Here is a 26,612-nt window from a genome sequence, read left to right as displayed (position 1 = left end):
GCCACCGCGCGGCGCGCCGGATCGCGCCCCCACCGAGTGAGGAGTCACCATGCCCGAGGGGCACTCCGTCCATCGCATCGCCCGACAGTTCGCTCAGAACTTCGTCGGACACCGGGTCGCCGTGTCGTCTCCCCAGGGGCGCTTCGCCGAGGGTGCCGCCGTGCTCGACGGACGGACGGTCACCGACGCCAAGGCCGTGGGCAAGCAGATGTTCCTCGAGTTCGACGACGGACTGTGGTTGCGCGTGCACCTCGGTCTGTACGGCGCGTGGGACTTCGCCGGTGAGATCCGGTCGGACCCGACCATCGCCGCCTCGAACGGCCGCATGGGGCAGACGAACCAGCGCGGCACGGTGCTCGACGACGACGATGCGCCGATCCACGATGCCGACGGCGAGAACTCCCTGCACAGCATCGGTGCACCGCGCCGGGCCAGGGTCCGGATGTCCGAGCAGTCGAGCCCACTCGCCGAGATCGACGAGCGGTTCCCACCCGAACCGGTGGGTCAGGTGCGCGTGCGGCTGTTGACCGAGACGACCGTGGCGGACCTCCGCGGGCCGACCGCCTGCGAGGTGATCGACGCCGCCGGGGTGCGGGCCGTCATCGATCGGCTCGGACCGGATCCACTGCTCGACCCGAGTGCGGAGGCAGGGGAGCGGTTCGTGTCGCGTGCGCACCGCAAGGGTTCCCCGATCGGTCTGCTCCTGATGGATCAGCAGATCATCAGCGGGATCGGCAATGTCTACCGCGCCGAACTGCTGTTCCGCGCCCGTCTCGATCCGCACCGCACTGGGAAGACGGTCCCCGTCGAGACGCTTCGCGAGATCTGGCTCGACTGGACGCGGTTGCTCGCGATCGGGGTCGAAACCGGCCAGATGATGACGATGGACGACCTGTCGGCGGCCGACTACCGCCTTGCGATGGCCAACCGCGCCGATCGCCACTGGGTCTACAAGCGGGAGGGACTGCCCTGCCGGGTCTGCGGGACGAACATCCTCCTCGAGGAGATGGGCGCCCGCAAACTGTACTGGTGCCCGAACTGTCAGCGCTGAACCGAACCCGCCTGCCGAACCGACGAGGACCGATGTGATGACCGAGCACCGCCCTGGACCCGACGACCTCGTCACGACGATCGCCGACGTCCACCTGTCCGGACCGCGCCGCGGAGGCTCGTCCGACGCCCAACGGGTCGACGTCCTGCTGGAGGACGGCTCGATCGTGGCGATCCGACCCGCCGACCCCGAGGTCCTGCTTCGCTCTGACCCCGGGGTGTTGGACGGCGGTGGTGGGTACCTCCTGACCGGGCTGTGGGACCACCACGTGCACTTCACCCAGTGGGCACGCACGGCGAGGCGCGTCGACCTGTCCTCGGCCGCATCCGCCGCCGAGGCGGTCGAGTTGGTCGCTGAGCGGATTGCCCAGGAGGCCGACGGCGACGGCTGGGTCGAGGGCGCGAGGTTCCGCGACGCCCTCTGGCCGGACACGCCGACGTTCGCGCTGCTCGACGCGATCGCACCGGACCGCGAGGTCGTGCTGGTCAGCGCCGACCTCCACTGCTGCTGGCTGAACAGCGCAGCGCTCCGGGCCACGGGCTTCGCCGACCATCCCACCGGCCTGTTGCGGGAGGAGGAGTCGTTCGCCGTCCTCAAACAGCTCGACCAGGTCGCCGACGAGCTCTCCGACCGCTGGGTCGACGCCGCCGCCGATCAGGCGGCATCCCGAGGCGTCGTCGGTGTCGTCGACCTGGAGATGCGCTGGAACGCCGCGGACTGGATCCGTCGGGTCGGGAACGGGACTCGCGCGCTCCGCATCTCCTTCGGTGTGTACGCCGAGCACCTCGAGCGCGCGATCGACGCCGGGCTCGTGACCGGGGGAGTGCTCGCCGGAACGGACGGCCTGGTGCAGGTCGGCCCGTTCAAGGTCATCACCGACGGATCCCTCAACACCCGGACGGCCTGCTGCGAAGCGCCCTATCCGGGTTCGGCTCCCGGAACCGACGCGCACGGGATGCTCAACGTCCCGCCGGAGCGACTCACCGCATTGCTCACCCTGGCGACCGCCAACGGCCTCCACTGCGCGGTGCACGCCATCGGCGACCGCGCCAACACCCTCGCCCTCGACGCCATCGAGACGACGGGTGCGAGGGGCACGATCGAGCACGCGCAGCTGCTCCGGGCGTCGGACCTGGAGCGGTTCGCCCGCACCGGAACGGCTGCGAGTGTCCAGCCGGAACACGCGATGGACGATCGGGACATCGCCGAGGTCCACTGGGCCGGGCGCACCGACCGTGCTTTCGTGCTCCGCAGCCTCCTCGACGCCGGCGCCACACTCCGACTCGGTTCCGACGCCCCGGTCGCTCCGCTCGACCCGTGGGTCTCCATCGCCGCCGCCGTGACGCGCAGCCGCGATGGACGCGAGGCCTGGCACGGCGAGCAGGCCATCACGGTCGAGGAGGCACTGGCGGCGTCGACCAGAGGAGACGACGACGTGGTGGCCGTCGGCCGCCCCGCCGACCTCGTCGTCGTGGGGTTCGACCCGTTCTCCTGCGCGCCGGAGGCGCTGCGCACCATGCCGGTCCGTGCGACGATGCTGGGTGGGCGCCTGACGGCCGCTCCATCCGTCCGCCCGGCCGGGGGATAACCCCCGATCGGAACGGGGCGTCCACCGGATGCCGTTCGTCGGCGGAGCCGAACAGACTGAGGCGAGCCCGGTGCGAGAGCCGGGACCGCTCCGTCGAAAGGACCTCCTTCATGACCACCGCCATCGGCCGACAGCTCGACGCGTCGGCGAAGCCCGATCCCTCCACCCGAGGCGCGTGGCGATACGGTCGGCTCTGGCGGGACGTCCCCGGATCGCTCCTGTTCCTGCTGCCCAACCTGCCGATCGTCATCGCCGGAAGCATCGTGGCCGTGGTGATCCTCTCCCTCGGCTTCGGGCTCACGATCCTGGGGGTCGGTCTCCTGATCATCGTCGGCGGCCTCTGGGTCTCGCGGGCGTTCGTGGAGCTCGAGGTCGCGCGTCTCCGCACGACGGGTCTCCCGCCGATCCGAGGAGGAGCCTGGCGGTCGTCCATCGGGACCGAGACGACACTGGGTGCCGTGCTCGCTCCACTCGCCGGACCGCGTTGGTGGCTCGCGGCCCTGCACACGGTCATCGTGAACCCGATCGTCGGGGGCGTCACCTGGGGGCTGACCATCACCTGGACCGTGGGTGCCGTCGCCGGCACGACCTACTGGATCTGGGCGGACCGGCTCTCGGCTGGTTCCTCCTCGGGCTTCGCGGAGCTGCTGGCTCCCACGCTGGACCCGTCGGACGCGTTGCTCGCCGACAAGCTCTGGAATCTCGCGCTCGGTGTCGTGTTCCTCGTGACGCTCCCGCTGGTCCTCCGGGTGCTGGTGCTGCTGCACCACGCCATCGCCTCCGGGCTGTTCGGTGCGCGGCCACAGGAGGAGCTGCGAGCCGAGCTCCTGGCGGAGCGGCGTGCACGCGGTGCCGCCGTCTCGGCTGAGGCGGGCGCGGTGCGGCGGCTCGAACGGGACATCCACGATGGTCCGCAGCAGCGACTCGTCCGGCTGCAGATGGATCTCGCGGCCGCCGAACGACGCCTCGACACGGACCCCGCCTCCGCACGCTCGCTCCTGGGTGAGGCGCGCGCCCAGGCCGCCGAGACGCTCGACGAACTCCGCGCGCTCTCGAAGGGCCTGATGCCGCCACTGCTGCAGGACCGCGGCCTCGTCGCCGCACTCGACGACCTCGCCGCGCGGTGTCCGGTGCCGACGAGGACGGAGCTGGCGGTCGTCTCATCGGTGACGCTGCCTCGTGAGACGGAACGTGGGATCTACTTCATCGTCGCCGAACTCCTGACCAACGTGTCGAAGCATGCGGATGCGCGGCGCGCCGGCGTCGAGGCCCACGTGACAGTGGACCAGCAGCTGGGTTCGCGGCTCACCCTCCGCGTGACCGATGACGGTCGGGGCGGCGCGCACCTGGAACCGGGCCACGGTCTCGAAGGCTTGACCGAACGGGCGCAGGGCCTCGGCGGGAGACTGGTGATCGAGCCGGCCCCGGTGTGGGAAGGCGTCGTACGTGGCAGCGCCGTGTCGATCTCGCTCCCCGTAGGCTGAACGCGTGATCAGCCCTGACCGTGCCGGTGGTGGACCGCTCCGCATCGTGATCGCCGAGGATTCGACACTGCTCCGCGAGGGCTTGATGCGGCTGTTCGACGAGGCCGGCTTCGTCACGGTCGCCGCGTACGCCGATGCGGAGGCGCTCCAGCGCGGACTCGCGGCGGACCGACCGGACCTCATCGTCATGGACGTCCGCATGCCGCCCACGTTCCGGGACGAAGGGGTCCGCGCAGCGATAGCGCTGCGTGCCGAGCATCCCGACCTCCCCGTCCTGCTGCTCAGCCAGTACGTCGAGACCGTCTACGCCCGGGAGCTGCTCGCGGACGGCGGGCGTGGGATCGGCTACCTGCTCAAGGACCGGGTCGCCTCGTTGGAGGAGGTGCAGGACGCCATCCACCGGTTGGTCGAGGGAGGGACCGTCCTCGACCCCGACGTGGTCCGCACCCTGTTCGCAGCACAGCTCGACCCGTTGGCCGGCCTGACCCCGCGTGAGACGGAGGTGCTCTCCGCCATGGCGGAGGGGCGCACGAACACGGCGATCGCCGAACGCCTGCGGGTCGGTGTCGGTGCGGTCGAGAAGCACATCTCGGCCATCTTCCAGAAGCTCGGTCTCGAGGACTCCGGGAGCGACCACCGACGCGTCCTCGCGGTCCTCGCCCTGCTCCAGCGCAACGGCTGAAGGGTGACACGCGCGACGAAGGGGCAGTCACGGATGACTGCCCCTTCGTGGGTGATGCGAGCGGGTCACCCCGCCGGAGTACTACCGGCTCAGGTGGGCGAAGAGGAACCAGCGGTCCTTGTCGAGGCCGCGGGCGATCTCGATCGCGATGTCCTGGCTGGTCTGGTCGAGCTCGTCGAGCTCGTCGACCGCGGTGTTGACCGAGGCGGAGGCGGCGTCGATGAGGGCGATGACCTCGGCGATGGTGCGGTCGGACTGCTGGAAGCCCTCGCTCAGCTCGGGCGTGCTGGTCTTCGCGGCGACGGTGCTGAGGCGTGCGTCGACCGGGAGGCCGAGGGCGACGATGCGCTCTGCGGCGAGGTCGGCCCACTCCTGGGCGTGGTCGACGATGTCGTCGAGCAGCTCGTGGACGCCGATGAAGTTCGCGCCACGCACGTGCCAGTGGGCCTGCTTGCCGTTGACGACGATGGCGGTGAGGTCGACGACGACGGGGCTGAGGAACTGAGCGGTGCCTGCTGCGACGTCCGGGTTGGCGACGGCCTGCGGAATGGAGGTGGTGATGTCGGTCATGGTGTTTCCCCTTCGTTGACGAGTGAGGCCCTGGTCGGGCGGATTCGTCGGTCTACTTGAATGCAACGGTACTCAGCCGCAGACATTCCGCAAGGAAGTCGAGGCTGGGCTTACGAAGGGTGCACTCAGCAAGGAAAGCCTGACCGTACCGGCGATTCACCCCGGAACGACGCGGGTTCCCGTCGGCCGGGGCCGCCTGCGATAGCGTGGCCGGTATGACGCTGCACGGTACGGTCAGGAAACTCTCAGACGGACGCTCGCCCCAGGTCGACCCGAGTGCCTACACGGCACCGGGCTCCGTGCTGGTGGGCGCCGTCATGCTCGCCGCGGATTCGAGCGTCTGGTACAACGCCGTCCTCCGCGCGGACTCCGACTCGATCACGCTCGGCGCAGGGTCCAACATCCAGGACGGCGTCGCCGTGCACACGGACAGCGGCCACCCGACGGTCATCGGGCGCAACGTCTCCGTCGGACACAACGCGGTCGTGCACGGCTGCACCGTCGAGGACGACTGCCTCATCGGTATGGGTTCCGTGGTCCTGAGCGGAGCAGTGATCGGTGCCGGGTCGCTCGTCGCCGGCGGAGCGGTGGTCCTCGAGGGCATGATCGTGCCGCCCGGGTCGCTCGTCGCGGGGGTCCCGGCCAAGGTGCGGCGGGAGCTGACGGCCGACGAGCAGGAGGCGATCAAGCAGAACGCCGCACACTACGTCGCCCTCAGAGCGGTCCACGCCGCAGCCGTCGACGAGGATTAGCGGCGGCGTGCGTCGCGCTTCCTGAGGCGACGCTGCGCGGCGAGCGAGCCGGAGAGGCAGACGACGCAGCCGATCATGCAGATGAGTCCGACGCCGAGTCGCCCGGTCGCGAGTGCGTACACCCCGACGAAGAAGACGAGCGCGCCGGCCACCGTCCAGATGTGGGGCCAGATCGCGTCGAGTCGCATGCGCTCAGCCTAGGGCGTCGGGCATCCTGTGCTCCGCCCCCGCCCTGACCTGTCGAAGCGCTCAGGAGGGACCTCCCGCTCCGGTGGCCTTCTCCCGGTCCCTGAGTAACCTCCTCCGCTCCCTGAGCTTGTCGAAGGGCACACGAGGGACTTCCACAACCGACCTCACTCACCATCTGGAATGTCAGTGGTCCATGGTGAACTTGTTCCATGACCGAGATCACCCCCGCCGCCGCGATACGCGCTGGTGACGAGTACGCCGCGCAGCTGGCTGAATTCTCGGACGAGTGGACTGAGATCCACCGGCAGCAGGCCGTCCTGGACGCGCGGAAGGCGCGCCTCCTGGCCCGCTCCGCCGCCTACGCCGACGCGTTCGCGGACGCCACGGTCCCGGCGATCTTCCCGCCGGCTGAACGTCAGGCGCTCTCACGCCGGTCGACGTGTGCGGCCCTCGCGATGGCGACCCGGATGCCGGAGCGGACGGTCCAGCTTGCGACGAACGACGCCGAACGTCTGGTGAATGACGCACCGGCTGTGCTGGCGTCGCTGGAGGCGGGGCGGATCTCGGCGCGGCATGCGCAGGTGATCACCGACCAGCTCTGTGACGTCCCGACCGCGGGCCGGGCAGCGTTTCTCGACCAGGTCCTGCCAGAGGCGGAGCGCATTACCGCCGCAGGCCTCAAGAACCGAGCCCGCGTCCTGCGGGAGCGTCTCCACCCGGAATCCATCAGCGCCCGCGCCGTCCGCTCCGAGGCTGACCGTCGGGTCGAGTTCGAGCCGGCAGCGGACGGCATGGCGTGGGTGCACCTGTTCACCACGGCACCGATCGCGCAGGGCATCCTCGAGCGGATCGAGGCGGCTGCCGCGGAGTCCCGAGCCGCCGGCGACACTCGCACGTGCGGACAACTGCAGGCGGACGCCCTCGCGGCCCTCGCACTGACCGGAGTGACCCCGGACGACGTCATGTCGAGCCCGGTCCTCCCGCACCCGATCGAAGTGCAGGAGCACATCAAGCCCACCGTGCAGATCACGGTGCCGGCGCTGAGCATGGCCGGTGTCTCCGATGCCCCGGCCACCCTCGACGGCTACGGCCCGATCGACCCGGAGACCGCCGCACGTATCGCGGTGAACGCGCCCAGCTTCACCCGGATCCTCGTGCAGCCGGAAACCGGCGCCGTCCTCTCAGTGGGGCGGAATCAGTACCGCGTTCCCGCTGATCTGCAACGGGCGGTCCGCCTCCGGGACGGCACCTGTCGCGCACCGGGCTGCGGGAGAAGGGCCCGGGCTTGCGACCTCGATCATTCGGTCGCGTGGCAGGACGGCGGGACGACAGATGTCGGGAATCTCGCCTGCCTGTGTCGACATCACCACCGGATGAAACACCTCCCCGGATGGGACCTCGAGCATCGGCCGGGCGGGGTGCTCGACTGGACGACACCCGACGGGAAACACCACCGCACCGAACCCGATCCTGCACCGTTCTGACCTCCGAACGACAAGGCGTCCTCGTGGGCACTTCGACAGGCTCAGTGACCGGGAGAAGTGTGCCCGGAATGTCTCGGTGTCTCAGTATGTCTAAGGGTGGCTCGTGGGCACTTCGACAAGCTCGGTGACCGGGAGAGGTGTGCCCGGAACGCTTCGGTGTCTCAGTGTGTCAACGGGTGACTCGTGGGCACTTCGACAAGCTCAGTGACCGGGACAGGTGTGCCCGGAACGATGAGGCGTCCTTGTGGGCACTTCGACAGGCTCAGCGACCGGGAGAAGTTTGCCTGGGACGCTTCGGTGTCTCAGCGTGTCGAAGGGTGGCTCGTGGGCACTTCGACAAGCTCAGCGACCGGGAGAGGTTCGCCCGGGAAGTTTCGGACCCTGAGCCTGTCGAGAGACGCGGCGTCAGGAAGTCCCTGCGCGATAACCGGACCTTCGCGGCGCTGCCTGGTTCTGACGAATGGAGAGGGGATGACGGGAATCGAACCCGCGTAATCAGTTTGGAAGACTGAGGCTCTACCATTGAGCTACATCCCCGAGGCGTCGCAGTGCGACGAACTCACCCGGCAATGCTACTGCATCCCGAGCGCCCATCCGTGCAGCTCCGTGTCCCGAGGCCGGTTCCGCCCCGGAAACCGCACAGGGGCCGCACAGATTCTGGGCTAGACTGACCGAGGCCATTTCGCCCACCGCTCGTCGGTCGGGCCGGCTGGCCGGATTGTCGCCGATCCGGGGCGTAGCTCAGCTTGGTAGAGCGCCCGGTTTGGGACCGGGAGGTCGCAGGTTCGAATCCTGTCGCCCCGACTCCGTTTTGCGTCCTCAACTGAGGCAGAATCCCCGACACAGGAGAAGTAATCACGTGAAGACCACGGTCGAGAAGCTGAGCCCCACTCGCGTCAAGCTCGCCATCGCGGTGACGCCCGAGGAGCTCAAGCCGAGCATCACCCACGCCTACGGACACATCGCCGAGGACATCAACGTCCCCGGCTTCCGTAAGGGCAAGGTGCCACCGGCGATCATCGACCAGCGCGTCGGCAAGGGCGCCGTGATCGAGCACGCCGTCAACGAAGGCCTCGACGGCTTCTTCCGCAAGGCACTCGAGGAGAACGAACTCCGTCCGCTCGGTCGCCCGCAGGCCGACATCGTCGAGTGGCCGAACGAGAAGGACTTCTCCGGCGACCTGCTCGTGAACATCGAGGTCGACGTCCGTCCCGAGATCACGCTTCCCGCCTACGAGGGCCTCAAGCTCACCGTCGACGCTCAGGAAGCCGGCGAAGCCGACGTCCAGGACGAGCTCGACCGCATCCGTGCACGCTTCGGCACGCTCGTGACCGTCGACCGCCCGGCCAAGACGGGCGACTTCGCCCAGCTCGACCTGGTCGCCAAGATCAACGACGCCGAGGTCGACCGCGCGAGCGGCGTCTCCTACGAGATCGGTTCGGGCGAGCTGCTCACCGGCATCGACGAGGCACTCGACTCCCTCACCGCCGGTGAGACCACCACCTTCACCTCGCCGCTGCTCGGTGGCGAGCACGAGGGCGAGGACGCCGAGGTCACCGTCACCCTGACCGCCGTCAAGGAGCGCGAGCTTCCCGAGGCCGACGACGACTTCGCTCAGATCGCGAGCGAGTTCGACACCATCGACGAGTTCAAGGCGCAGCTGCGCGAGGTCGTCGAGCGCCAGCAGGTCATCACCCAGGGCCGCGACGCACGCACCGCGCTCGTCGACGCCATGCTCGAGGCCGCGCAGATCCCCGTGCCCGAGAGCGTCATCGAGGACGAGGTGCACCGTCACCTCGAGGGCGAGAACCGCCTCGAGGACGACGAGCACCGCGCCGAGGTCACCGAGTCCAGCGAGAAGGCACTGCGCACGCAGCTCCTCCTCGACGCACTGGCGGAGTCGCTCAACGTCCAGGTGAACCAGAACGAGCTCACCGAGTACCTCATCCAGAGCGCGTCGCAGTACGGCATGGAGCCTGGTGAGTTCATCGAGGCACTCGGCCAGCAGGGCCAGATCCCCGCCATGGTCGGCGAGGTCGCCCGCAACAAGGCCATCGCCATCGCGCTCGGCAAGGCCGAGGTCGTCGACTCCAACGGCAAGCCCGTCGACCTGAGCGACTTCGTCGCCGTGGTCGAGGACGAGGATGCCGCCACCGAGACCGCGGCCGACGAGACGACCGAGGCTCCGGCCGAGGACGCCGCCGACGTGGCTCCGGCCGAGGCAGAGCCGAAGAAGACCGCCGCCAAGAAGGCACCTGCGAAGAAGGCGCCCGCCAAGAAGGCACCGGCCAAGAAGGCCGCTGCCGACGAGGCCGCTGCCGAGTAGGACAGCACCAGCAGTGGCGACAGGGGCGGAAGCGATTCCGCCCCTGTCGTCGTCTCCGGACACGTCAGCCGAATGGGAGCCATCATGACGACGACCGACGCAACCGGCTGGGACGACCGCGTCGCAGCCGTCTGGGCCGACGAGACCATCGACGACGAGCAGCGCATCGCGGCGATCGACGCCCTGGCCGCCGAGCGTCCGGCGGGTGACGCCCGCGCCGCGTTCGAGGCGGCCGGCGCGCGCGACTCCGCCGGCCACGAGGTCGAGGCCGAGGTGCTCTACCGGGCCGCCCTCGAGGCCGGGCTCGACGAGGAGCACCGTCCGCAGGCGATCATCCAACTGGCGAGCACCCTCCGCAACCTCGGCCGGACCGCTGAGAGCGTCGTCCTGCTCGAACAGCAGCTCGCGGACGATCCGACCGGTCCGTACGCGGACGCGACCGCGGCCTTCCTGGCCCTGGCGCTCGCCAGCTCGGGGGACCCGCGTCGAGCGACCGCCGTCGCGCTCCGCGCTCTCGTGCCGCACCTGCCGCGATACCACCGGTCCGTCCGCGCCTACGCCGACGAACTCGAGACGGATCAGCTCCGCTGAGCCCCGACGGTCGCGCGGTCCGTCCGCTCGCCGTCCGCCTCCGGCGAACCCCGCCGCCCGGGAGTCTGCCGAGGGCGAACAGGGCGTTGGTCGCGCGTCGCCTCCGATAGATTCGAACCACTGCACAACCGAAACGGAGCGATAATGGCCGAACCACAGTTCTCGCCCAGTGTCTTTGACCGCCTGCTGAAGGACCGGATCATCTGGCTGGGCGCCGAGGTCCGCGACGAGAACGCGAACGAGATCGCGGCCAAGCTGCTGCTCCTCGCCGCGGACGACCCGAAGCGCGACATCTACCTCTACATCAACTCGCCCGGTGGCTCCATCACGGCCGGCATGGCCATCTACGACACCATGCAGTTCGTGCCGAACGACATCGTCACGGTCGGTATCGGCATGGCTGCGTCGATGGGTCAGCTCCTCCTCACGGCCGGCACCAAGGGCAAGCGCTACATCACCCCGAACGCCCGCGTGCTCCTCCACCAGCCGCACGGCGGATTCGGCGGGACGTCGAGCGACATCCAGACCCAGGCGCAGCTCATCCTCGACATGAAGCGCCGTCTCGCCGAGATCACCGCGGCGCAGACCGGCAAGAGCGTCGAGCAGATCAACGCCGATGGCGACCGCGACCGCTGGTTCAACGCCGAAGAGGCGCTCGAATACGGTTTCGTCGACCACCTCCGTGAATCCGCGCTCGACGTGGCCGGCGGCGGCGGAACCGTCGACAGCGACAAGTAACCCGGCTTCGACCAGACAGGAATGCAACACATGGAGACTCCAACGTTCAGTGCGGCGGGCCGCTCGCTGCAGATGCCGGGTGCTCGCTACATCCTCCCGAGCTTCGAAGAGCGCACGGCCTACGGCTACAAGCGCCAGGACCCGTACGCGAAGCTCTTCGAGGACCGCATCATCTTCCTCGGCGTGCAGGTCGACGACGCATCGGCCGACGACATCATGGCCCAGCTGCTCGTGCTCGAGAGCATGGACCCCGACCGCGACATCGTCATGTACATCAACTCACCCGGTGGCTCGTTCACCGCGATGACGGCGATCTACGACACGATGCAGTACATCCGTCCGCACGTCATGACGGTGGTCCTCGGACAGGCGGCCTCCGCCGCTGCCGTGCTCACCGCCGCCGGTACGCCGGGCAAGCGCCTGGCGCTCCCGAACGCCCGCATCCTGATCCACCAGCCCGCCGTCGGCGAGGCCGGCCACGGACAGGCTTCGGACATCGAGATCCAGGCGGCCGAGATCCTCCGCATGCGCGGCTGGCTCGAGTCGACCCTGGCACACCACTCCAACCGTTCGGTGGAGCAGGTCAACAAGGACATCGACCGCGACAAGATCCTCTCGGCCGCCGAGGCGCTCGAGTACGGTCTCATCGACCAGGTGCTCACCTCACGGAAGAACCCGATCGCGGCCGTCACGGCCTGACCCGGTTCCCGTGCTCACGACTCGGCGCGTCATCCCAGCGGGGTGGCGCGCCGAGTTGTCGCAGGGACAGGTTAGGCTCGGAGCACCGAATCTCCAGGGAGAGGGAAAGACATGGCACGGATAGGCGAAAGCGCCGATCTGCTCAAGTGCTCGTTCTGCGGCAAGAGCCAGAAGCAGGTCCAGCAGCTGATCGCTGGTCCCGGCGTGTACATCTGCGACGAGTGCGTCGAGTTGTGCAACGAGATCATCGCCGAGCGACTCGCTGAAGCGAGCGAGGAGACGGTGAGCGAGTTCGACCTCCCGAAGCCGAAGGAGATCTTCGCCTTCCTCGAGGAGTACGTCATCGGCCAGGAGGCCGCGAAGAAGGCGCTCTCGGTCGCGGTGTACAACCACTACAAGCGCGTCCGCTCCCGCGCCACGCTCGCTCCCGCCGAGACGGTGCACGACGACATCGAGATCGCGAAGAGCAACATCCTCCTCATCGGCCCGACGGGCTGCGGCAAGACGTATCTCGCGCAGACCCTCGCGAAACGACTCAACGTGCCCTTCGCCGTCGCCGATGCGACCGCACTGACCGAGGCCGGCTACGTCGGCGAGGACGTCGAGAACATCCTCCTCAAGCTCATCCAGGCCGCCGACTACGACGTCAAGCGCGCGGAGACCGGCATCATCTACATCGACGAGGTCGACAAGATCGCCCGTAAGGCGGAGAACCCTTCCATCACGCGCGACGTCTCCGGCGAGGGCGTCCAGCAGGCGCTCCTCAAGATCCTCGAGGGCACCGTCGCCTCGGTACCCCCGCAGGGCGGCAGGAAGCACCCGCACCAGGAGTTCATCCAGATCGACACGACGAACGTCCTGTTCATCGTGGCCGGCGCCTTCGCCGGGCTGGAGGAGATCATCTCCTCCCGCGCGGGCAAGAAGGGCATCGGCTTCGGAGCCCCCCTGCACAGCAAGGGCGACGACGTGAACCTCTTCGGCGAGGTCCTGCCGGAAGACCTCCACAAGTTCGGTCTCATCCCCGAGTTCATCGGTCGCCTGCCGGTCGTCACGACGGTCACCCCGCTCGACCAGCATGCGCTCATGGAGATCCTCACGGTCCCGAAGAACGCACTCGTTCGTCAGTACCAGCGCATGTTCGAGATCGACGGCGTCGAGCTGGAGTTCGACCAGGCGGCACTCGAAGCGATCGCCGACCTCGCCGTCCTCCGGAAGACCGGTGCCCGAGGGCTCCGAGCCATCATGGAAGAGGTGCTCGGGCCGATCATGTTCGAGGTGCCCTCCACCGACGAGGTCGCTCGCGTGGTCATCACCCGGGAGTCCGTCGTCGAGAACGCGGCCCCGACGATCGTCCCTCGTGCGGCTCGCCGCCAGGAGAAGTCGGCCTAGACGACATCCAGCGGTGAACAGCCCGCCGCAGCGCCCCGGAACCTCCGGAGCAGCTGCGGCGGGCTTCGTCGTTCAGTCCTCGAGCCCGCGGCGTCGGAGGAGCGGCTCGATGACCGCGTCGCGTCCACGGAAGTCGCGGTAGGCCTCCAGAGGATCCTTCGAACCGCCGACCCCGAGGAGCTTGGTGCGGAAGCGGTCGCCGTTCTCCCTCGTCAGTCCGCCGTTCTCCGTGAACCAGTCGACGGTGTCCGCGTCGAGCACCTCGCTCCAGATGTAGGAGTAGTAGCCGGCGTCGTATCCACCCGAGAAGGTGTGGGCGAAGTACGTGCTCGCGTAGCGGGGCGGGACGGCCGGATTGTCGAGTCCGGCGGACCGGAGTGCCGCCGCCTCGAACGCCTCCACATCGTCGACCCGGTCTTCTGCACCGATGCTGTGCCACGCCTGGTCGAGCATCGCCGCTGCAAGGTACTCGCTCGTCGAGAAGCCCTCGTTGAACCCCTCGGACGCCTGGAGCTTCGCCACCAGTTCCTGCGGCATCGGCTCACCGGTCTCGACGTGCCTGGCGTAGCCGGCGAGCACCTCGGGCCACAGCATCCACATCTCGTTCACCTGGCTCGGGAACTCGACGAAGTCCCGGAAGACGTTCGTACCGGAGAACCGCGGGTACTCGACCTCCGCGAAGAGACCGTGCAGCGCGTGGCCGAACTCGTGGAAGAAGGTCGTGACCTCGTCGAGGCTCAGCAGGGTCGGCTCACCCTCGGCAGGCTTCGGGACGTTCAGATTGTTGACCACGACGGTGGGCTGGTCGAGCAGGCGGTTCTGGGAGATGAGCGCGTTCATCCAGGCGCCGCCGCGCTTGCTGTCGCGGGTGTACAGGTCGAGGAGGTACAGGCCGAGGCCGGAGCCGTCCTCGTTCCAGACCTCGAAGACACGGACGTCGGGGTGGTAGCCCTGGAGATCGGTCCGTTCGGCGAAGGTGAGGCCGTAGAGCTTGGTCGCTGCGGCGAGCACCCCGTCGAACAGGACTCGCTCCGCTTCGAAGTACGGGCGCATCACGCTGGTGTCGACATCGAACCGGTCGATCCTGACCTGTTCGGTCGCGAACGGCCAATCCCAGGCCTCGACGGTCTCGAGACCAGTGACCCGCTCGAGCTCGCGCTGTTCCCGATCCGCGTTGCGGGCGGCGGGGATCGCCAGACGGGAGAGGAGCGCTGCGACGGCCTCCGGGGTCCCCGCGGTCTGGTCCGCGGTGACCACTGCCGCGTGCGACGGGAACCCCAGGAGCGCGGCGCGCTCGGCTCGGAGGCGGGTGATCTCGAGGACGAGGTCGCGGTTGTCGTTCGGCCCGCCGTGTGTGCCTCGGGCACGGGAGGCCGTCATGATCCGCTCGCGGACGCCACGGTGCGTCAACGACGACAGCGCCGGATGGCCGGTCGGGAGGACGAGGGTGACGAGCCAACCGTCGAGGCCTCGCTCGGCGGCCGCCTGGGCCGCGGCGGAGATCTCGCCCGCACTCAGGCCGTCGAGCTCTGCGGCATCGGTGAGGTGGACGGCGAGCTCGTTGGTGTCGGCCAGGAGCTGCTTCTCGAACCGGGTGGTCAGTGTCGAGAGGCGGAGATTGAGGTCGGAGAGCCGCTGCTTCTCCTCGGCGTCGAGACCGGCGCCCGCGAGCGTGTGTTCGCTGTACACGCGTCGGACGAGGTAAGCCGCCTCGTCCGTCAGCTGGAGGTCGTCGAGATTCGCGTGGACCGCCGCGATCCGCGCGTACAGCGCGGGGTCGAGCCTGATCGCGTCCTCGTGGGCGGCCAGCTGCGGAGCGAGCTCCTCCTCGAGTTCATTGGTGAACGCGGAGCTGTCCGCCGAACTCTGATTGAAGAAGACCGCTGCGACCCGCCGGAGGATCGCGCCGCTCCGTTCGAGTGGGATCAGCGTGTTCTCGAAGGTCGGCGCGTGGTCCTGCGCGGTGATCGCCGCGATCTCGTCGAGTTGCTGCGCGAACCCGGCGGTGAAGGCGGGGCGGAAGTGCTCCTCGCGGATCTCGCCGAACGGCGGCAGCTGATAGGGGAGCGTGCTCGGCTGGAGGAACGGATTCGTGTGTGATTCCATACCTCACCCTATCCAGCATGCCGGGGAGGAGGCTCAGTCCTCGTCGTCGTCGTGGTCGTCGTCCGGCCGGGTGAGGCTGACGGATCCGTCCGCGTGTTGACGGATGATCGTACCGTCGTCGAGCTCGACGACGGGTCGGCGTTCGAGCCAGGTGAGGGTCCAGCGCCACGAGGACGTGTCGACACCCTGCGCGAGCAACTCCTGCTCCTCAGCGGCGATGGCCGTCTGCACCGGCGTCGGCACGTTCTCCGGTGGCTTGGCGCCGACGGCCCAGCGGGTTCCGAGTTGCATCACGGCTCCAGGTCGTAGGTGACCCAGCTCGTGCGGGTCGCCAGCTTGTCGTACACGGCCTGGGCGCGCTCGTTGTCGGCGGCGGTGATCCACCGGACGACGCTGTGGCCGTCCGCCTTCGCGAGGTCGCGGACGTGCTCGATCAGCGCGGTCCCGACCCCGCCGGTGCGGGCGTCCTCGGCGACGAAGAGGTCGTCGAGGTAGAGCCCGGTCCCGCCGGCGAGGGCACGGGGGAACACGCGATAGTGGGCGAGCCCGACGAGGGCGCCCTGTGCGTCCTCCGCGACGAGCGCGGTCAACGGGTGGGTCGGGTCGCTGAGCCAGCGCCACACGAGGACGGCCTTCTCGTCGGTCAGGGGGTTGCCGTAGAACTCCCCGTAGCCGGAGTACAGCGCGTGCCAGGCGAACAGGTCGCTCTCGACGGCGGGACGGATGGTGACGCTCATGCGCGTGCCTCCTCGGCGTCGGCCGCCGGCGTGAAGACGATGTCGCCGACCGACAGGACGTCGGCGGTGCGGAACTCGAGGGACTCGATGCGTCCGACGGCGCGGAGGTCGTCTGCGACGAGCGCGAGCAGCTCGATCGATGCGGCGGGTCCGGCGATGACCGCGGAGTCCACTGGGGTCTTCTGGGAGGCCTTGGCGTCGGTCTTCGCGCGCCGGATGCCCGTGAGCGCCTCGCTCGCGAGCTGCAGCACCTGCGGTTCGCCCGCTGCGAGTCCTGCGAACTCCTCGTCGGTCGGCCAGCTGGCACGGTGCACGGAGCCGTCGTGCGTCCAGGACCAGGCTTCCTCGGCCGCGAACGGGATGAACGGGGCGAACAGGCGGAGCAGGGTCGAGAGCGCGATCCGCAGCGCGGCCACCGCCGAAGCCTGCTCAGGGCTCTCCTCGCCGTAGGCCCGTTCCTTGACGAGCTCGAGGTAGTCGTCGCAGAACGTCCAGAAGAACGCCTCGGTGAGCTCGAGCGCGCGCGCGTGGTCGTAACCCGCCAGCGCACCACTGGCGTCGGCGACGGTCTTGCGGAGGACGCTCAGCATGGCGAGGTCGACGGCCTCGGTCACCGGGGCGTCTTCACGACCGGTGAACCCGAGGATGAACTTCGAGGCGTTGAGCACCTTGATCGCCAGGCGCCGGCCGATCTTGATCTGCGTCGGGTTCTGCGGGTCGAAGGCGGCGTCGGTGCCGAGACGGCTCGAGGCCGCCCAGTACCGGACGGCGTCCGAACCGTGCTGTTCGAGCATGGCTGCCGGCGTGACGACGTTGCCCTTCGACTTCGACATCTTCTTGCGGTCGGGGTCGACGATGAAGCCGGACACGGAGGCGTGCTCCCACGGCTTCTGGTCGTACTCGAGGACGCTGCGGAGCATGGTGGAGAACAGCCAGGTGCGGATGATGTCCTGACCCTGCGGGCGCAGCGAGTACGGGAACACCAGGTCCCAGAGCTCGGGGTCGCGCTCCCAGCCGCCGGCGAGCTGCGGGGTGAGGCTCGACGTGGCCCAGGTGTCCATGACGTCGACCTCGCCCATGAACCCGCCGGGCACGCCGCGCTGCGACTCGTCGTAGCCGGGTGCGGCATCGCTGGACGGGTCGACGGGCAGGGTGGCGTGGTCTGGCGCGATCGGCTGGTCGTAGACCGGGGTGCCGTCGGCGTCGAGCGGGTACCAGAGGGGGATCGGCACACCGAAGAAGCGCTGGCGGGAGATCAGCCAGTCGCCGGACAGGCCACCGACCCAGTTCTCGTAGCGCACGCGCATGAAGTCGGGGTGCCACTCGAGCTCCGAGCCGAGTTCGAGGAGGCGGCTGCGGAGCTGTTCGTCGCGGGCGCCGTTGCGGATGTACCACTGGCGGGTCGAGACGATCTCGAGCGGCTTGTCGCCCTTCTCGAAGAACTTCACCGGGTGGGTGATCTGCTTCGGCTCGCCGATCAGGTCGCCCGAGGCGGCGAGGAGGTCGACGACGGTCTGCTTGGCGCTGAAGACGGTCTTCCCGGCGAGCTGCGCGTACGCCTCGAGGCCGGCTTCGGAGGTGATCGCCTCAGGGGCCTCCGAGATGACGCGGCCGTCGAAGCCGAGGATCGCGCGGTTGGGGAGGTCGAGTTCGCGCCACCACACGATGTCGGTGATGTCGCCGAAGGTGCACACCATCGCGATGCCGGCACCCTTGTCGGGCTGGGCGAGGTGGTGGGCGAGCACGGGCACCTCGACGCCGAACACCGGCGTGGTCACGGTCGTGCCGAACAGCGGCTTGAAGCGCTCGTCGTCGGGGTGGGCGACGAGGGCGACGCAGGCGGGGAGGAGCTCCGGCCGTGTGGTCTCGATCTCGATGGTGCCGCCGTCTGGGCGGTGGAAGGAGAGCCGACGGTAGGTGCCCGGCTGCTCCTTGTCCTCGAGCTCCGCCTGGGCGACCGCCGTGCGGAAGGTGATGTCCCAGAGGGTCGGCGCCATGGCCTGGTAGGCCTCACCGCGGTCCAGGTTGCGCAGGAACGCGAGCTGGCTCGCCGTGATCGACTCGTCGCCGATGGTGCGGTAGCTCTGCGTCCAGTCCACGGAGAGGCCGAGCGCACGCCAGACGGCCTCGAACTGCTGCTCGTCCTCGACGGTGAGGCGCTCGCACAGCTCGATGAAGTTGCGACGCGAGATCGGGATCTGGTCGGCGGCCTTGGTGCTCTTGTTGTCGCCACCCTCGAACGGCGGGGTGAAGTCGGCGTCGTAGGGGAGCGTCGGGTCGCACCGGACGCCGTAGTAGTTCTGGACGCGGCGTTCGGTCGGGAGACCGTTGTCGTCCCAGCCCATGGGGTAGAAGACGCGCTTGCCGGTCATCCGCTGGTAGCGGGCGATGACGTCGGTGTGCGTGTAGCTGAAGACGTGACCGATGTGCAGGGAGCCGGATGCGGTCGGCGGCGGGGTGTCGATCGAGTAGATGCACTCACGCGTCGCGCCGTCGCGCTCGAACCGGTATGTCCCCGCGGACTCCCAGGAGGAGCCCCACTTCTGCTCGAGACCTTCGAGGGCCGGCTTGTCCGGGATGCTGGCAGCGGTCATGAGGCGATCTCCTGCTGATATGTGCGGCACCGTGTCTGCGTGCCTGAGTGTGTGGGAACATCCCATGCTATCGCAGGGGAGCGGGAGGACGCCGGACCGCAGGCCGTCATCCTCCGCCGATAGCATCGGACCGTGTCGACCAGAGCCGCCTCCGGCCCCGTGAGAGCCGACCTCCAAGGCCTTCGCGCCGTGGCGGTCTCGCTCGTCGTGGTGTTCCATCTCTGGCCGGGGCTCGTGCCGGGCGGGTTCGTCGGCGTCGACGTGTTCTTCGCGATCTCCGGGTTCCTCATCACGGCGCACCTCCTCGCCGAGGTCGAGCGGTCCGGTTCGGTCCGACTCGGGCGGTTCTGGGCGCGGCGCGCACGACGGCTGCTCCCCGCTGCGCTCACCGTCCTCACCGCGACCCTCGTCGCGAGCTGGTACCTCGCGCCACTCGGGGACCTGCCCCGGTTCCTGCGCGAGATCGCGTGGTCGGGCCTGTACATCGAGAACTGGGCGCTGGCCGGATCCGCGGTCGACTACCTCGCGGCGGCGGATGCTCCGTCGCCCGTGCAGCACTTCTGGTCGCTGTCGGTCGAGGAGCAGTTCTACCTCATCTGGCCGATCCTGGTCCTCGTCGCCGGCTGGCTCGCCGTGCGGTTCGCCCGACGCTCGGCTCCGCCGACGGTACGGCGTCGGGGCGTCGCGATCGCGATCGGACTCGTCTGCATCGCGTCGGCCGCGTGGTCGGTCGTCTTCACCGCGCAGGACCCGTCTCCGGCCTACTTCGCGACGACGACGAGGGCCTGGGAGTTCGCCGCCGGGGGACTGACGGCGATCCTGGTGGCCGAGGGAGCCCGGCGCGGGTGGGCGCTGCGGGCGGGTGCGCGCACGGTCATCGCCTGGCTCGGGTTCGCCGCGATCGGGGCGGCTGCCGTCTGGTATTCGGGGGAGACGCCCTTCCCGGCGTTGACCGCGGCGCTGCCGGTGGGCGGGACGATCGCCGTGATGGCGGCCTGGGCCCCGGACGTCCGGTGGTCGCCGACCGCGCTGCTCGCCCGGGCGCCGATCCAGTGGCTCGGCGACCGCTCCTACGCGGTCTACCTCTGGCACTGGCCCCTCATCGTGTTCGGCGGGATCGTGCTCGCTCGGTCGGCCACCGTCCCCGAGCAGCTCGTCCTCCTCGTCATCACCGGCGTCCTGGCGGAGGTGACGACGCGGTTCGTGGAGCGCCCGATCCGGTTCGGGCACATCGCCGGTTGGCGGCCCCGACGGGTCATCGGCGCGACCGCCCTCGCGATGAGCGTCCTGTTGGCCGCCTCGATCGGGGTACTCCCCGGTGCCGAGGCGCGCATCGCGGCCGAACAGCAGCGCATCGAGACCCTGGTCGCGACCCCGTCGAACTGCCTCGGTGCCGCGGAGCTCGTCGATGCTGCGGCGTGCCCGCGAAGCGGCGGAGCGCCATCGGACGGTACGGACGGTTCTGGTGGCGAGACCTCGCGCGACGGTTCCTCGGCGTCGCCCGGGGACGAGACCCGCGGGGTCGTCATTCCCGACGCGTCGCTCGCCGACCTCCCGCCGGACCGCTGCATCACCGACATCCGGGCTGCAGCGTTCGAGGTCTGCGCTTACGGCGCCAGCGCGGAGCGGGCGACGAGGACGGTCGCGCTCATCGGGGACTCCCACGCCGAGCAGTGGTTGCCGGCGTTCGCGACTGCTGCCGAGACGAACGGGTGGCGGCTCCTCGTCGCGGCGAAGAGTTCCTGCCCGTTCAGCGACGCCGAGCGCACCGAGCCCGGGACCAGCGCGGCGGTGCTCGCCGAGATGCGCGCCGGGTGCCTGAGCTGGAACCGCGACGCCCTCGAGCTGCTGCAGGACGAACCGGAGATCGACACGCTCGTCGTCTCGGCGCGCGCTCGGAACCCGGTCGTCGCCGAGGGGGACCGCGACTGGCGGGAGGTGGCCGCGGAAGCCTATGCGGAGCGCTGGGCGCTCGTGCCCGCGACGATCGAGCAGATCGTCGTGCTGCGCGACACCCCGACGATGTCGGACGACGTTCTGGAGTGCGTCCGCGACGACGCTGACCCGGAGGATGGGTGCGCCCGGAACCGGAGCGACGCGCTCACGGAGGATCCGCAGTACGAGGCCGCCCTCGCGAGCACCGACCCACGGGTCCGACCCGTCGACCTCTCGGACGCCCTGTGCGCGTCCGATCGGTGCTCGCCGGTGATCGGCGGTGTCCTCGCGTACCGCGACCACCACCACCTGAGCTGGGTGTACGCCGAGACCCTCGCGCCCGTCGTCCAGGCGGTGCTGGATCGGATCCCGACGCCGGAGTCAGACGGCGTCGCGCCCTGACGCCGCACCGGGCGCGATGAGGCGCGGAGCGTCGGCTGCGAGTCGGGCGGTGTAGGGGTGGGCCGGGGCGGTGAACACCTGCTCGGCGTCGCCATGCTCGACCACCCGTCCGTGCTGCATCACGGCGACCCGGTCGCTCATGTGCCGGATGACGCCGAGGTCGTGGGAGATCAGCAGGTAGCTCAGGCCGTGGCGTCGCTGCAGCTCGTCGAGGAGGTCCAGGATCCTGGCCTGGACGGTGACGTCGAGCGCGGAGACGGGTTCGTCGAGGATAAGCGTCGACGGTCGACTCGCGAGTGCCCGGGCGATCGCCACGCGTTGCCGCTGCCCGCCAGAGAGCGTCCGCGGGCGCGCGCGAGCCAGCGAGGGATCGAGGCCGACGTCCGCGAGGAGACGGGTGATGTCGCGAGGTGCGGCTTCGCGTCCACGAACGGCGTCGGCGAGGATGGCCTCGACGCGCCAGCGTGGGTCGAACGAGCTCAGCGGATCCTGCGAGACCCAGCCCAGACGGTTCCGTCGTGGACGACGCGCTTGCTCGGGGAGCTCCGACCACGGTTCGCCCTCGAAGAGCACGGCTCCCGACTGCGGCGCCGTGAGGCCGAGTGCGATGCGGGCGAGGGTGGTCTTGCCCGAACCGGACTCGCCGACCACGCCCAGGGTCGTCCCCGGGTCCAGGCGGAGCGAGACGTCGTCGACCGCGAGGATCGCCGAGGCGCCGCGGCCGCGTTCGAAGCTCCGGGTGACGGATCGGAACTCGAGCGCGGGTGCGTCCGATCGGTCCTGCGTCGTCGGGCGGGTGCCCGTCGCCGGCTGTTCTGCCATCGGGGCCGAGTCGACCGCCGGGTCCGCGCTGAGGCGCGTCCCTCGAGCGCGGTCGGTGGGGACCGCGGCGATGAGGGCTCGGGTGTACGGGTGTGTCGGCCCGGTCAGCACCTGCTCGGCCGGCCCCTGCTCGACGACGACACCGTGCTGCATCACGACGAGGTGGTCGGCGATCGACGAGACGACGGCGAGGTCGTGGCTGATCAGGAGGAGGCCCGCGCCGCGCCGCTTGACGTCGTCGAGGAGGCCGATGATGCGAGCTTGGACGGTGACGTCGAGCGCGGTCGTCGGTTCGTCGGCGATGAGGAGGTCGGGGTCCAGTGCGATCGCCGACGCGATGAGCGCGCGCTGGCGGAGCCCGCCGGAGAGTTCACCGGAACGTTGGCCGATGCGGGAAGCCGGGTCGGGCATGCCGACGGATTCGAGGAGTTCGAGCACCCGCCGGGTGCGGGCGGTCCGGTCGAGGTCGGTGCCGAGTCGGAGTGCGTCGTCGATCTCGCGCCCGATCGGTCGCAGGGGGTCGAGTGACACGAGGGCGTCCTGGAGGACGAGTCCGATGCGACGCCCGCGCAGGCGTCGCCAGGCCGATGCTCCGAGTCCGCGGAGGTCGATGCCGTCGAAGTCGAGTCGAGCGGCCGTCACCCGCGCCGATGCGCCGGCGAGGCCGAGGAGCGATCTGGCGGTCACGCTCTTGCCGGAGCCCGACTCGCCGACGATCGCGACGCAGGTGCCGCGCTCGACGTGGAAGGAGACGCCGGAGACGACGGCGTCCCCACTGCCGAATCCGACCGTCAGTGCTTCCACCTGGAGCAGTGGAGTGGAGTCGCTCATCGGCCGTCCTCCCGAGATCGGCGCTGGAGACCCCGGCCGAGGACCGTGGTGGACAGGGCGGTCGCGACGATCATCAGACCGGGGAACGCCGTGAGCCACCACGCCGTCGCGAGATACGTGCGTGCTGCGGCGAGCATGGCACCCCACTCCGGCGCGGGTGGTTGCGCCCCGAGCCCGAGGTAGCTCAGGGCGGACGCCCAGACGACCGCCTGTCCGATGCCCAGGGTCGCGAGGACGAACAGCGGGGCGACGGCGTTCGGGAGGATGTGTCGGAACAGGATCCGGGCCGGCCCGTGCCCGAGCACTCGCGCGGCCTCGACGAAGTCGGAGGAGCGGACCTGGAGCAGTTGACCGCGGATGAGGCGCGCGTAGCCCGGCGCCGTCGACAGGCCGACCGCGATCGTCGCCGTGACGGGACCGGGCCCCGCGATGACGATCACGAGGAGCGCGAGCAGCAGGCCGGGGAACGCGAAGAGCACCTCGAGGACGCGTCCCACGGCGAAGTCCGCGATCCGGCCGCCGACTGCGGCGATCGTCGCGAGGACCGCTCCGAGGATCAGTCCGATGGCCGTCGCGGCGACGCCGATGAGGAGCGAGGTCCCCGCACCGTGCACGACCCGGCTCCAGACGTCGCGGCCGGACTCGTCCGTGCCGAACCAATGGGTGAGGGAGGGCGGCGAGAACGCGGCCCGCGGGTCGACCGCCGTCGGTGATGCTGTCGCGAACAGCTGGGGGACGAGCGCACAGCCGAGCAGGAACAGCACCACCGCGGCCGCGACGATCTCGGGTGCGCCGAATCCCGACGACCGGCGCCATCCGCGGCGGATCCGGGCGTCGGGGCTTCCGGATGCCGGGGTGATCGCGAGCCCGCTCATGAACCGGACCGCCGGATCCGGTCGCGTGGATCGAGCAGTTCCGCCGCGAGGTCCGCGAGGAACATGACGACGACGTAGGCCACCGCCGAGCTCAACACCACGCCGGTGACCACCGGGACGTCGCGCACGGTCACCGCTTGGAGCAGTGTCCGTCCGAGACCGGGCCGGGCGAAGATGGTCTCCACCACCACCGCACCGCTGATGAGGTACCCGAAGGCCCATCCCGACAGGTTCACCGCGGGCACGGCGGCGTGGCGTAGGCCGTGTCTGAGCAGCAGGCCGGTCGTCGATTCACCGCGGGCGGCCGCGGAGACGGCGAACGGCGCGCTCCCAGCGTCGAGCAACGGTTCCCGCATCACCTGGGCCAGGAACCCGGCGACCGGGATGGCCAGGGTCAGCACCGGGAGGATGAGACCGACCGCATCACCCGTGCTCACCGGAGGGAGCCATCCGAGCCAGGTGCTGAAGAGCGTGATGAGGACGGTCGCGAGCCAGAACTGGGGGAGCGACGCCGCCACGAGCTCGACGGCCGATCCGAGGGCCGCGGACACCCGCCCACCACGGGTCGACCAGACCGCGAGGCCGAGCGCGAGGAGCCAGGCGACGGCGAGCGACGCCGTCGCCAGTACCAGCGTCCCGCCGAGCTGTTCGGCGAGCACCTGGGCCACCGGCGTGCGGAGGGACGCCGACTCGCCGAGATCCCCCTGGACCAGTCGGACCAGTTGCGCGAGGTACTGCACGAGGAGCGGCTGGTCCAGGCCGTACTGATCGCGCACCCGCTCGAGCGCTTCAGCCGACGCCTGGGAGCCGGGGCCGCCGAGATAGGCCTGCGCCGGATCGCCGGGGATCAGCCGGACGGCGAAGAAGGTGACCGTCGCGACCGCCCAGAGCACGAACACCGCACCGGCCAGACGCGCCCCGATCCGCCCGGCCAGGCGGCGGAGGTCGCGTCCCGAGCTGCCGACGGACGTCACTCCACGAGCCAGGCGTCCCCGAAGACCGGCGTCGACACCGTCGGCAGCGCGCGGACGCCCTGCAGGGAGGTGCTCAGCAGGAAGTGGTTCTGCTGGTCGTAGAGCGGCAGGATGTAGTAGCCGTCGAGGATGATCTGCTGCGCCTGCTCGTAGAGGAACGCCCGCTCCTCGGGATCGAGGGTGTCGCTCGCCTGCTTCAGGATCTCGTCGAGTGCGGGGTCGTCCAGCTGGGCGTGGTTCGCGAAGTAGCCGCTCGGCGCCGGGACGATGCCCGAGGAGTCGTAGAGCACGCGGAGCACGTCCGGTCCCACCTTCGTGTACGGGGCGCTGACGGCCTCGTAGGCGTTGGATCCGAGCGCCTCGTACCAGCTCGAGAGGTCGAGCAGCTCGAGCTGCACGTCGAAGCCGGCGTCGCCGGCTCCGGCCTGGATCTGCTCGAAGAGCGACTGCTCGGCCGGGATCGACTGGTTCGTGCTGACGGGGAACCGGACGGTCAGCCGGACGCCGTCCTTCGTCCGCACGCCGTCCTCGTCCTTCTCGGTCCAGCCCGCCTCGTCCAGCAGCGTGTTCGCCGCATCGAGGTCGTAGCCGAACAGGCTCTCGTCCGAGTAGGCGGTGGCCTCGGCACTCGACAGCGGCGAGTAGGAACGCTTCGCCGTGCCGAAGAACAGTGACTCGATGCCGGCGTTCACGTCCGTCGACCGCACGAAGGCCTCACGCACGCGCTGGTCGTCGAACGGCGCCTGTCCTGCGTTCAGCTCGATCCGGTTCGAGGCACCGGGGCGCGGTGCGTCCAGGTCGACGATCGTCTTCGAGTCCTTCGCCTGCGCGATCGTGTCGGGCTGCGCGTTGTCGATGATGTCGACGTCGCCGCTCTGGAGTGCCGCGAAGCGCGACGCGGAGTCGGGGATGAAGCGCCACGTGATGCCGTCGAGGTACGCCGGCCCGTCGTTCGCGGCGTCGCCGGGTGCCGAGTCGTACGCATCGTTCCGGACGAGCGAGACGTGATCCTGCTTCACCCACTCGTCGACGACGAACGGTCCGGTACCGACCGGCGCATCGCAGTTCGCCGCTTCACCGCGGGCGATCCCCGTCGGGGACTCCATCGCCGTCCACGGCTGCGACAACGACTCCAGGAGCGCGCTGTCGGGAGCGGAGAGGATGAACCGGGCCGTCGTGGCGTCGACCGCCTCGACCGACGCGACCTTGCCCACCGCGAGGTAGCCCGTGGACGACTTCGTCGCCGGGTCCTGCAGGTGCTCGATGTTCGCCTTGACCGCCGCCGCGTCGAAGGGGGTGCCGTCGGTGAACGTCACGTCCGACCGCAGCGTGAACTCCCAGGTCAGACCGTCCTCCGACGTCGTCCAGGACTCGGCGAGCCACGGGATGATCTCACCCTTCGCGTCTCGGGAGACGAGCGGCTCGAGGAACTGTGCACTCAACAGGGCCTGTGGGTAGTTGCCGCCGACGTGCGGATCGAGACACGTGGGCTCGGCGTCCCCGCTGGCGTAGACGAGGGTCCCACCGGCCTTCGGCGTGCTCGACGCGGCCGGCGTCCCCGGTGCACACGCTGCGAGCAGGACCGCGAGCGGAACGAGCGCCGCGGCGACGCGCAACGGACGACGCGAGGACGCAGGGCGTCGACGGGCAGGGGAGGGGGATGCGGGCACAGGGACTCCAGAAGGCGATCGACCGGGTGCTGAGGGCCCGGTGGCGGCGTCGGACGAATTATTGGACGCCGTCTCGGAACCAGCATAGAGCCTCGGCACCACGCCCCGACCCCTCGCACGACG

General features: G+C 69.7%; 22 protein-coding genes and 2 tRNA genes. 13 read left to right on the top strand and 11 right to left on the bottom strand.

The window, feature by feature from the left end; genetic code table 11:
• Positions 1–49: 49 nt before the first annotated feature.
• From IFU30_RS10040 to IFU30_RS10025, 4 genes are all read left to right on the top strand, one after another.
• The gene (locus tag IFU30_RS10040) at positions 50–1,051 is read left to right on the top strand and encodes an Fpg/Nei family DNA glycosylase (protein ID WP_192005091.1); all 1,002 of its coding nucleotides are present in this window, start codon (positions 50–52) and stop codon (positions 1,049–1,051) included.
• Positions 1,052–1,088: 37 nt separating this feature from the next.
• Positions 1,089–2,639: an amidohydrolase gene (locus IFU30_RS10035; protein ID WP_192005090.1), complete on the top strand. Its 1,551-nt coding sequence runs from the start codon at positions 1,089–1,091 to the stop codon at positions 2,637–2,639.
• A gap of 110 nt (positions 2,640–2,749) precedes the next feature.
• Entirely contained in the window at positions 2,750–4,123 is a 1,374-nt protein-coding gene (locus IFU30_RS10030) for a sensor histidine kinase (protein WP_192005089.1), read from the top strand.
• A gap of 4 nt (positions 4,124–4,127) precedes the next feature.
• Positions 4,128–4,805: a response regulator transcription factor gene (locus IFU30_RS10025; RefSeq protein ID WP_342450846.1), complete on the top strand. Its 678-nt coding sequence runs from the start codon at positions 4,128–4,130 to the stop codon at positions 4,803–4,805.
• 81 nt (positions 4,806–4,886) lie between these two features.
• Here the strand turns inward: IFU30_RS10025 and IFU30_RS10020 are convergent, their stop codons facing one another.
• Positions 4,887–5,375: a Dps family protein gene (locus IFU30_RS10020; protein WP_064295149.1), complete on the bottom strand. Its 489-nt coding sequence runs from the start codon at positions 5,373–5,375 to the stop codon at positions 4,887–4,889.
• A 215-nt stretch (positions 5,376–5,590) separates the two neighbouring features.
• Here IFU30_RS10020 and IFU30_RS10015 point away from each other — a divergent pair, with 215 nt between their 5' ends.
• Entirely contained in the window at positions 5,591–6,127 is a 537-nt protein-coding gene (locus tag IFU30_RS10015) for a gamma carbonic anhydrase family protein (protein WP_137241835.1), read from the top strand.
• Here the strand turns inward: IFU30_RS10015 and IFU30_RS10010 are convergent.
• The gene (locus IFU30_RS10010; protein ID WP_079705708.1) at positions 6,124–6,315 is read right to left on the bottom strand and encodes a hypothetical protein; all 192 of its coding nucleotides are present in this window, start codon (positions 6,313–6,315) and stop codon (positions 6,124–6,126) included. The two genes, IFU30_RS10015 and IFU30_RS10010, sit on opposite strands and share 4 nt — an antisense overlap.
• 210 nt (positions 6,316–6,525) lie before the next feature.
• On the opposite strand from IFU30_RS10010, the gene IFU30_RS10005 reads away from it, so the two are divergent.
• The gene (locus IFU30_RS10005; RefSeq protein WP_192005088.1) at positions 6,526–7,800 is read left to right on the top strand and encodes an HNH endonuclease signature motif containing protein; all 1,275 of its coding nucleotides are present in this window, start codon (positions 6,526–6,528) and stop codon (positions 7,798–7,800) included.
• A gap of 466 nt (positions 7,801–8,266) precedes the next feature.
• Here IFU30_RS10005 and IFU30_RS10000 read toward each other — a convergent pair.
• A tRNA-Gly gene (locus IFU30_RS10000) sits at positions 8,267–8,337 on the bottom strand.
• A gap of 193 nt (positions 8,338–8,530) precedes the next feature.
• Between IFU30_RS10000 and IFU30_RS09995 the strand changes: the two genes are divergently transcribed.
• From IFU30_RS09995 to clpX, 6 genes are all read left to right on the top strand, one after another.
• Positions 8,531–8,604, top strand: a tRNA-Pro gene (locus IFU30_RS09995).
• A 55-nt stretch (positions 8,605–8,659) separates the two neighbouring features.
• A complete protein-coding gene (gene tig, locus IFU30_RS09990) occupies positions 8,660–10,126 on the top strand; it encodes a trigger factor (RefSeq protein ID WP_192005087.1) in 1,467 nt (488 codons plus the stop codon).
• A gap of 84 nt (positions 10,127–10,210) precedes the next feature.
• Positions 10,211–10,717, top strand: coding sequence for a tetratricopeptide repeat protein (locus IFU30_RS09985; RefSeq protein ID WP_192005086.1), 507 nt, complete (start codon positions 10,211–10,213; stop codon positions 10,715–10,717).
• A 144-nt stretch (positions 10,718–10,861) separates the two neighbouring features.
• On the top strand, positions 10,862–11,455 hold the full coding sequence (locus IFU30_RS09980) for an ATP-dependent Clp protease proteolytic subunit (protein ID WP_056006680.1): 594 nt from the start codon (positions 10,862–10,864) through the stop codon (positions 11,453–11,455).
• Between the two features lie 30 nt (positions 11,456–11,485).
• Positions 11,486–12,154, top strand: coding sequence for an ATP-dependent Clp protease proteolytic subunit (locus tag IFU30_RS09975; protein WP_192005085.1), 669 nt, complete (start codon positions 11,486–11,488; stop codon positions 12,152–12,154).
• 111 nt (positions 12,155–12,265) lie between these two features.
• The gene (gene clpX / locus IFU30_RS09970) at positions 12,266–13,543 is read left to right on the top strand and encodes an ATP-dependent Clp protease ATP-binding subunit ClpX (protein WP_064295154.1); all 1,278 of its coding nucleotides are present in this window, start codon (positions 12,266–12,268) and stop codon (positions 13,541–13,543) included.
• 72 nt (positions 13,544–13,615) lie between these two features.
• On the opposite strand, the gene IFU30_RS09965 is transcribed toward clpX, so the two are convergent.
• Genes IFU30_RS09965 through valS form a run of 4 tightly spaced genes read right to left on the bottom strand, consistent with a single transcriptional unit; the run spans position 13,616 to position 18,980 of the window.
• Positions 13,616–15,649, bottom strand: coding sequence for a M3 family metallopeptidase (locus tag IFU30_RS09965; RefSeq protein WP_192005084.1), 2,034 nt, complete (start codon positions 15,647–15,649; stop codon positions 13,616–13,618).
• A gap of 33 nt (positions 15,650–15,682) precedes the next feature.
• Positions 15,683–15,940, bottom strand: a complete 258-nt coding sequence (locus tag IFU30_RS09960) for a hypothetical protein (RefSeq protein WP_192005083.1) — start codon at positions 15,938–15,940, stop codon at positions 15,683–15,685.
• Positions 15,940–16,386, bottom strand: coding sequence for a GNAT family N-acetyltransferase (locus IFU30_RS09955; protein WP_191940915.1), 447 nt, complete (start codon positions 16,384–16,386; stop codon positions 15,940–15,942). The genes IFU30_RS09960 and IFU30_RS09955 overlap by 1 nt, the downstream gene beginning before the upstream one ends.
• Entirely contained in the window at positions 16,383–18,980 is a 2,598-nt protein-coding gene (valS, locus tag IFU30_RS09950; RefSeq protein ID WP_192005082.1) for a valine--tRNA ligase, read from the bottom strand. The genes IFU30_RS09955 and valS overlap by 4 nt, the downstream gene beginning before the upstream one ends.
• Before the next feature lie 132 nt (positions 18,981–19,112).
• On the opposite strand from valS, the gene IFU30_RS20885 reads away from it, so the two are divergent.
• The gene (locus tag IFU30_RS20885; RefSeq protein WP_192005081.1) at positions 19,113–21,317 is read left to right on the top strand and encodes an SGNH hydrolase domain-containing protein; all 2,205 of its coding nucleotides are present in this window, start codon (positions 19,113–19,115) and stop codon (positions 21,315–21,317) included.
• Here IFU30_RS20885 and IFU30_RS09940 read toward each other — a convergent pair.
• Genes IFU30_RS09940 through IFU30_RS09925 form a run of 4 tightly spaced genes read right to left on the bottom strand, consistent with a single transcriptional unit; the run spans position 21,297 to position 26,435 of the window.
• On the bottom strand, positions 21,297–22,970 hold the full coding sequence (locus IFU30_RS09940; RefSeq protein WP_192005080.1) for a dipeptide ABC transporter ATP-binding protein: 1,674 nt from the start codon (positions 22,968–22,970) through the stop codon (positions 21,297–21,299). The two genes, IFU30_RS20885 and IFU30_RS09940, sit on opposite strands and share 21 nt — an antisense overlap.
• Complete coding sequence (locus IFU30_RS09935) at positions 22,967–23,845, bottom strand: ABC transporter permease (RefSeq protein ID WP_192005079.1); 879 nt, start codon at positions 23,843–23,845, stop codon at positions 22,967–22,969. The genes IFU30_RS09940 and IFU30_RS09935 overlap by 4 nt, the downstream gene beginning before the upstream one ends.
• Complete coding sequence (locus IFU30_RS09930) at positions 23,842–24,819, bottom strand: ABC transporter permease subunit (protein ID WP_192005078.1); 978 nt, start codon at positions 24,817–24,819, stop codon at positions 23,842–23,844. The genes IFU30_RS09935 and IFU30_RS09930 overlap by 4 nt, the downstream gene beginning before the upstream one ends.
• Positions 24,816–26,435 carry an ABC transporter substrate-binding protein gene (locus IFU30_RS09925; RefSeq protein ID WP_249404749.1) on the bottom strand — a complete coding sequence of 540 codons (1,620 nt, stop codon included), beginning with the start codon at positions 26,433–26,435 and terminating at the stop codon, positions 24,816–24,818. The genes IFU30_RS09930 and IFU30_RS09925 overlap by 4 nt, the downstream gene beginning before the upstream one ends.
• Positions 26,436–26,612 lie beyond the last annotated feature (177 nt).

Source organism: Plantibacter sp. CFBP 8798, from assembly GCF_014841195.1.
In the GTDB taxonomy this organism is placed as follows: Bacteria; Actinomycetota; Actinomycetes; order Actinomycetales; family Microbacteriaceae; genus Plantibacter; species Plantibacter auratus.
Note: the sequence above shows the minus strand (reverse complement) of the source record. Positions and strands in the feature narration are given on the sequence as shown.

Bases quoted from the DNA above. Each gene is read 5' to 3' on its own strand.
- IFU30_RS10040 (WP_192005091.1), top strand. From the start codon at position 50: ATGCCCGAGGGGCACTCCGTCCATCGCATCGCCCGACAGTTCGCTCAG.
- IFU30_RS10035 (WP_192005090.1), top strand. From the start codon at position 1,089: ATGACCGAGCACCGCCCTGGACCCGACGACCTCGTCACGACGATCGCC.
- IFU30_RS10030 (WP_192005089.1), top strand. From the start codon at position 2,750: ATGACCACCGCCATCGGCCGACAGCTCGACGCGTCGGCGAAGCCCGAT.
- IFU30_RS10020 (WP_064295149.1), bottom strand. From the start codon at position 5,375: ATGACCGACATCACCACCTCCATTCCGCAGGCCGTCGCCAACCCGGAC.
- IFU30_RS10015 (WP_137241835.1), top strand. From the start codon at position 5,591: ATGACGCTGCACGGTACGGTCAGGAAACTCTCAGACGGACGCTCGCCC.
- IFU30_RS10010 (WP_079705708.1), bottom strand. From the start codon at position 6,315: ATGCGACTCGACGCGATCTGGCCCCACATCTGGACGGTGGCCGGCGCG.
- IFU30_RS10005 (WP_192005088.1), top strand. From the start codon at position 6,526: ATGACCGAGATCACCCCCGCCGCCGCGATACGCGCTGGTGACGAGTAC.
- IFU30_RS09985 (WP_192005086.1), top strand. From the start codon at position 10,211: ATGACGACGACCGACGCAACCGGCTGGGACGACCGCGTCGCAGCCGTC.
- IFU30_RS09980 (WP_056006680.1), top strand. From the start codon at position 10,862: ATGGCCGAACCACAGTTCTCGCCCAGTGTCTTTGACCGCCTGCTGAAG.
- IFU30_RS09975 (WP_192005085.1), top strand. From the start codon at position 11,486: ATGGAGACTCCAACGTTCAGTGCGGCGGGCCGCTCGCTGCAGATGCCG.
- clpX (WP_064295154.1), top strand. From the start codon at position 12,266: ATGGCACGGATAGGCGAAAGCGCCGATCTGCTCAAGTGCTCGTTCTGC.
- IFU30_RS09965 (WP_192005084.1), bottom strand. From the start codon at position 15,649: ATGGAATCACACACGAATCCGTTCCTCCAGCCGAGCACGCTCCCCTAT.
- IFU30_RS09960 (WP_192005083.1), bottom strand. From the start codon at position 15,940: ATGCAACTCGGAACCCGCTGGGCCGTCGGCGCCAAGCCACCGGAGAAC.
- IFU30_RS09955 (WP_191940915.1), bottom strand. From the start codon at position 16,386: ATGAGCGTCACCATCCGTCCCGCCGTCGAGAGCGACCTGTTCGCCTGG.
- valS (WP_192005082.1), bottom strand. From the start codon at position 18,980: ATGACCGCTGCCAGCATCCCGGACAAGCCGGCCCTCGAAGGTCTCGAG.
- IFU30_RS09940 (WP_192005080.1), bottom strand. From the start codon at position 22,970: ATGAGCGACTCCACTCCACTGCTCCAGGTGGAAGCACTGACGGTCGGA.
- IFU30_RS09935 (WP_192005079.1), bottom strand. From the start codon at position 23,845: ATGAGCGGGCTCGCGATCACCCCGGCATCCGGAAGCCCCGACGCCCGG.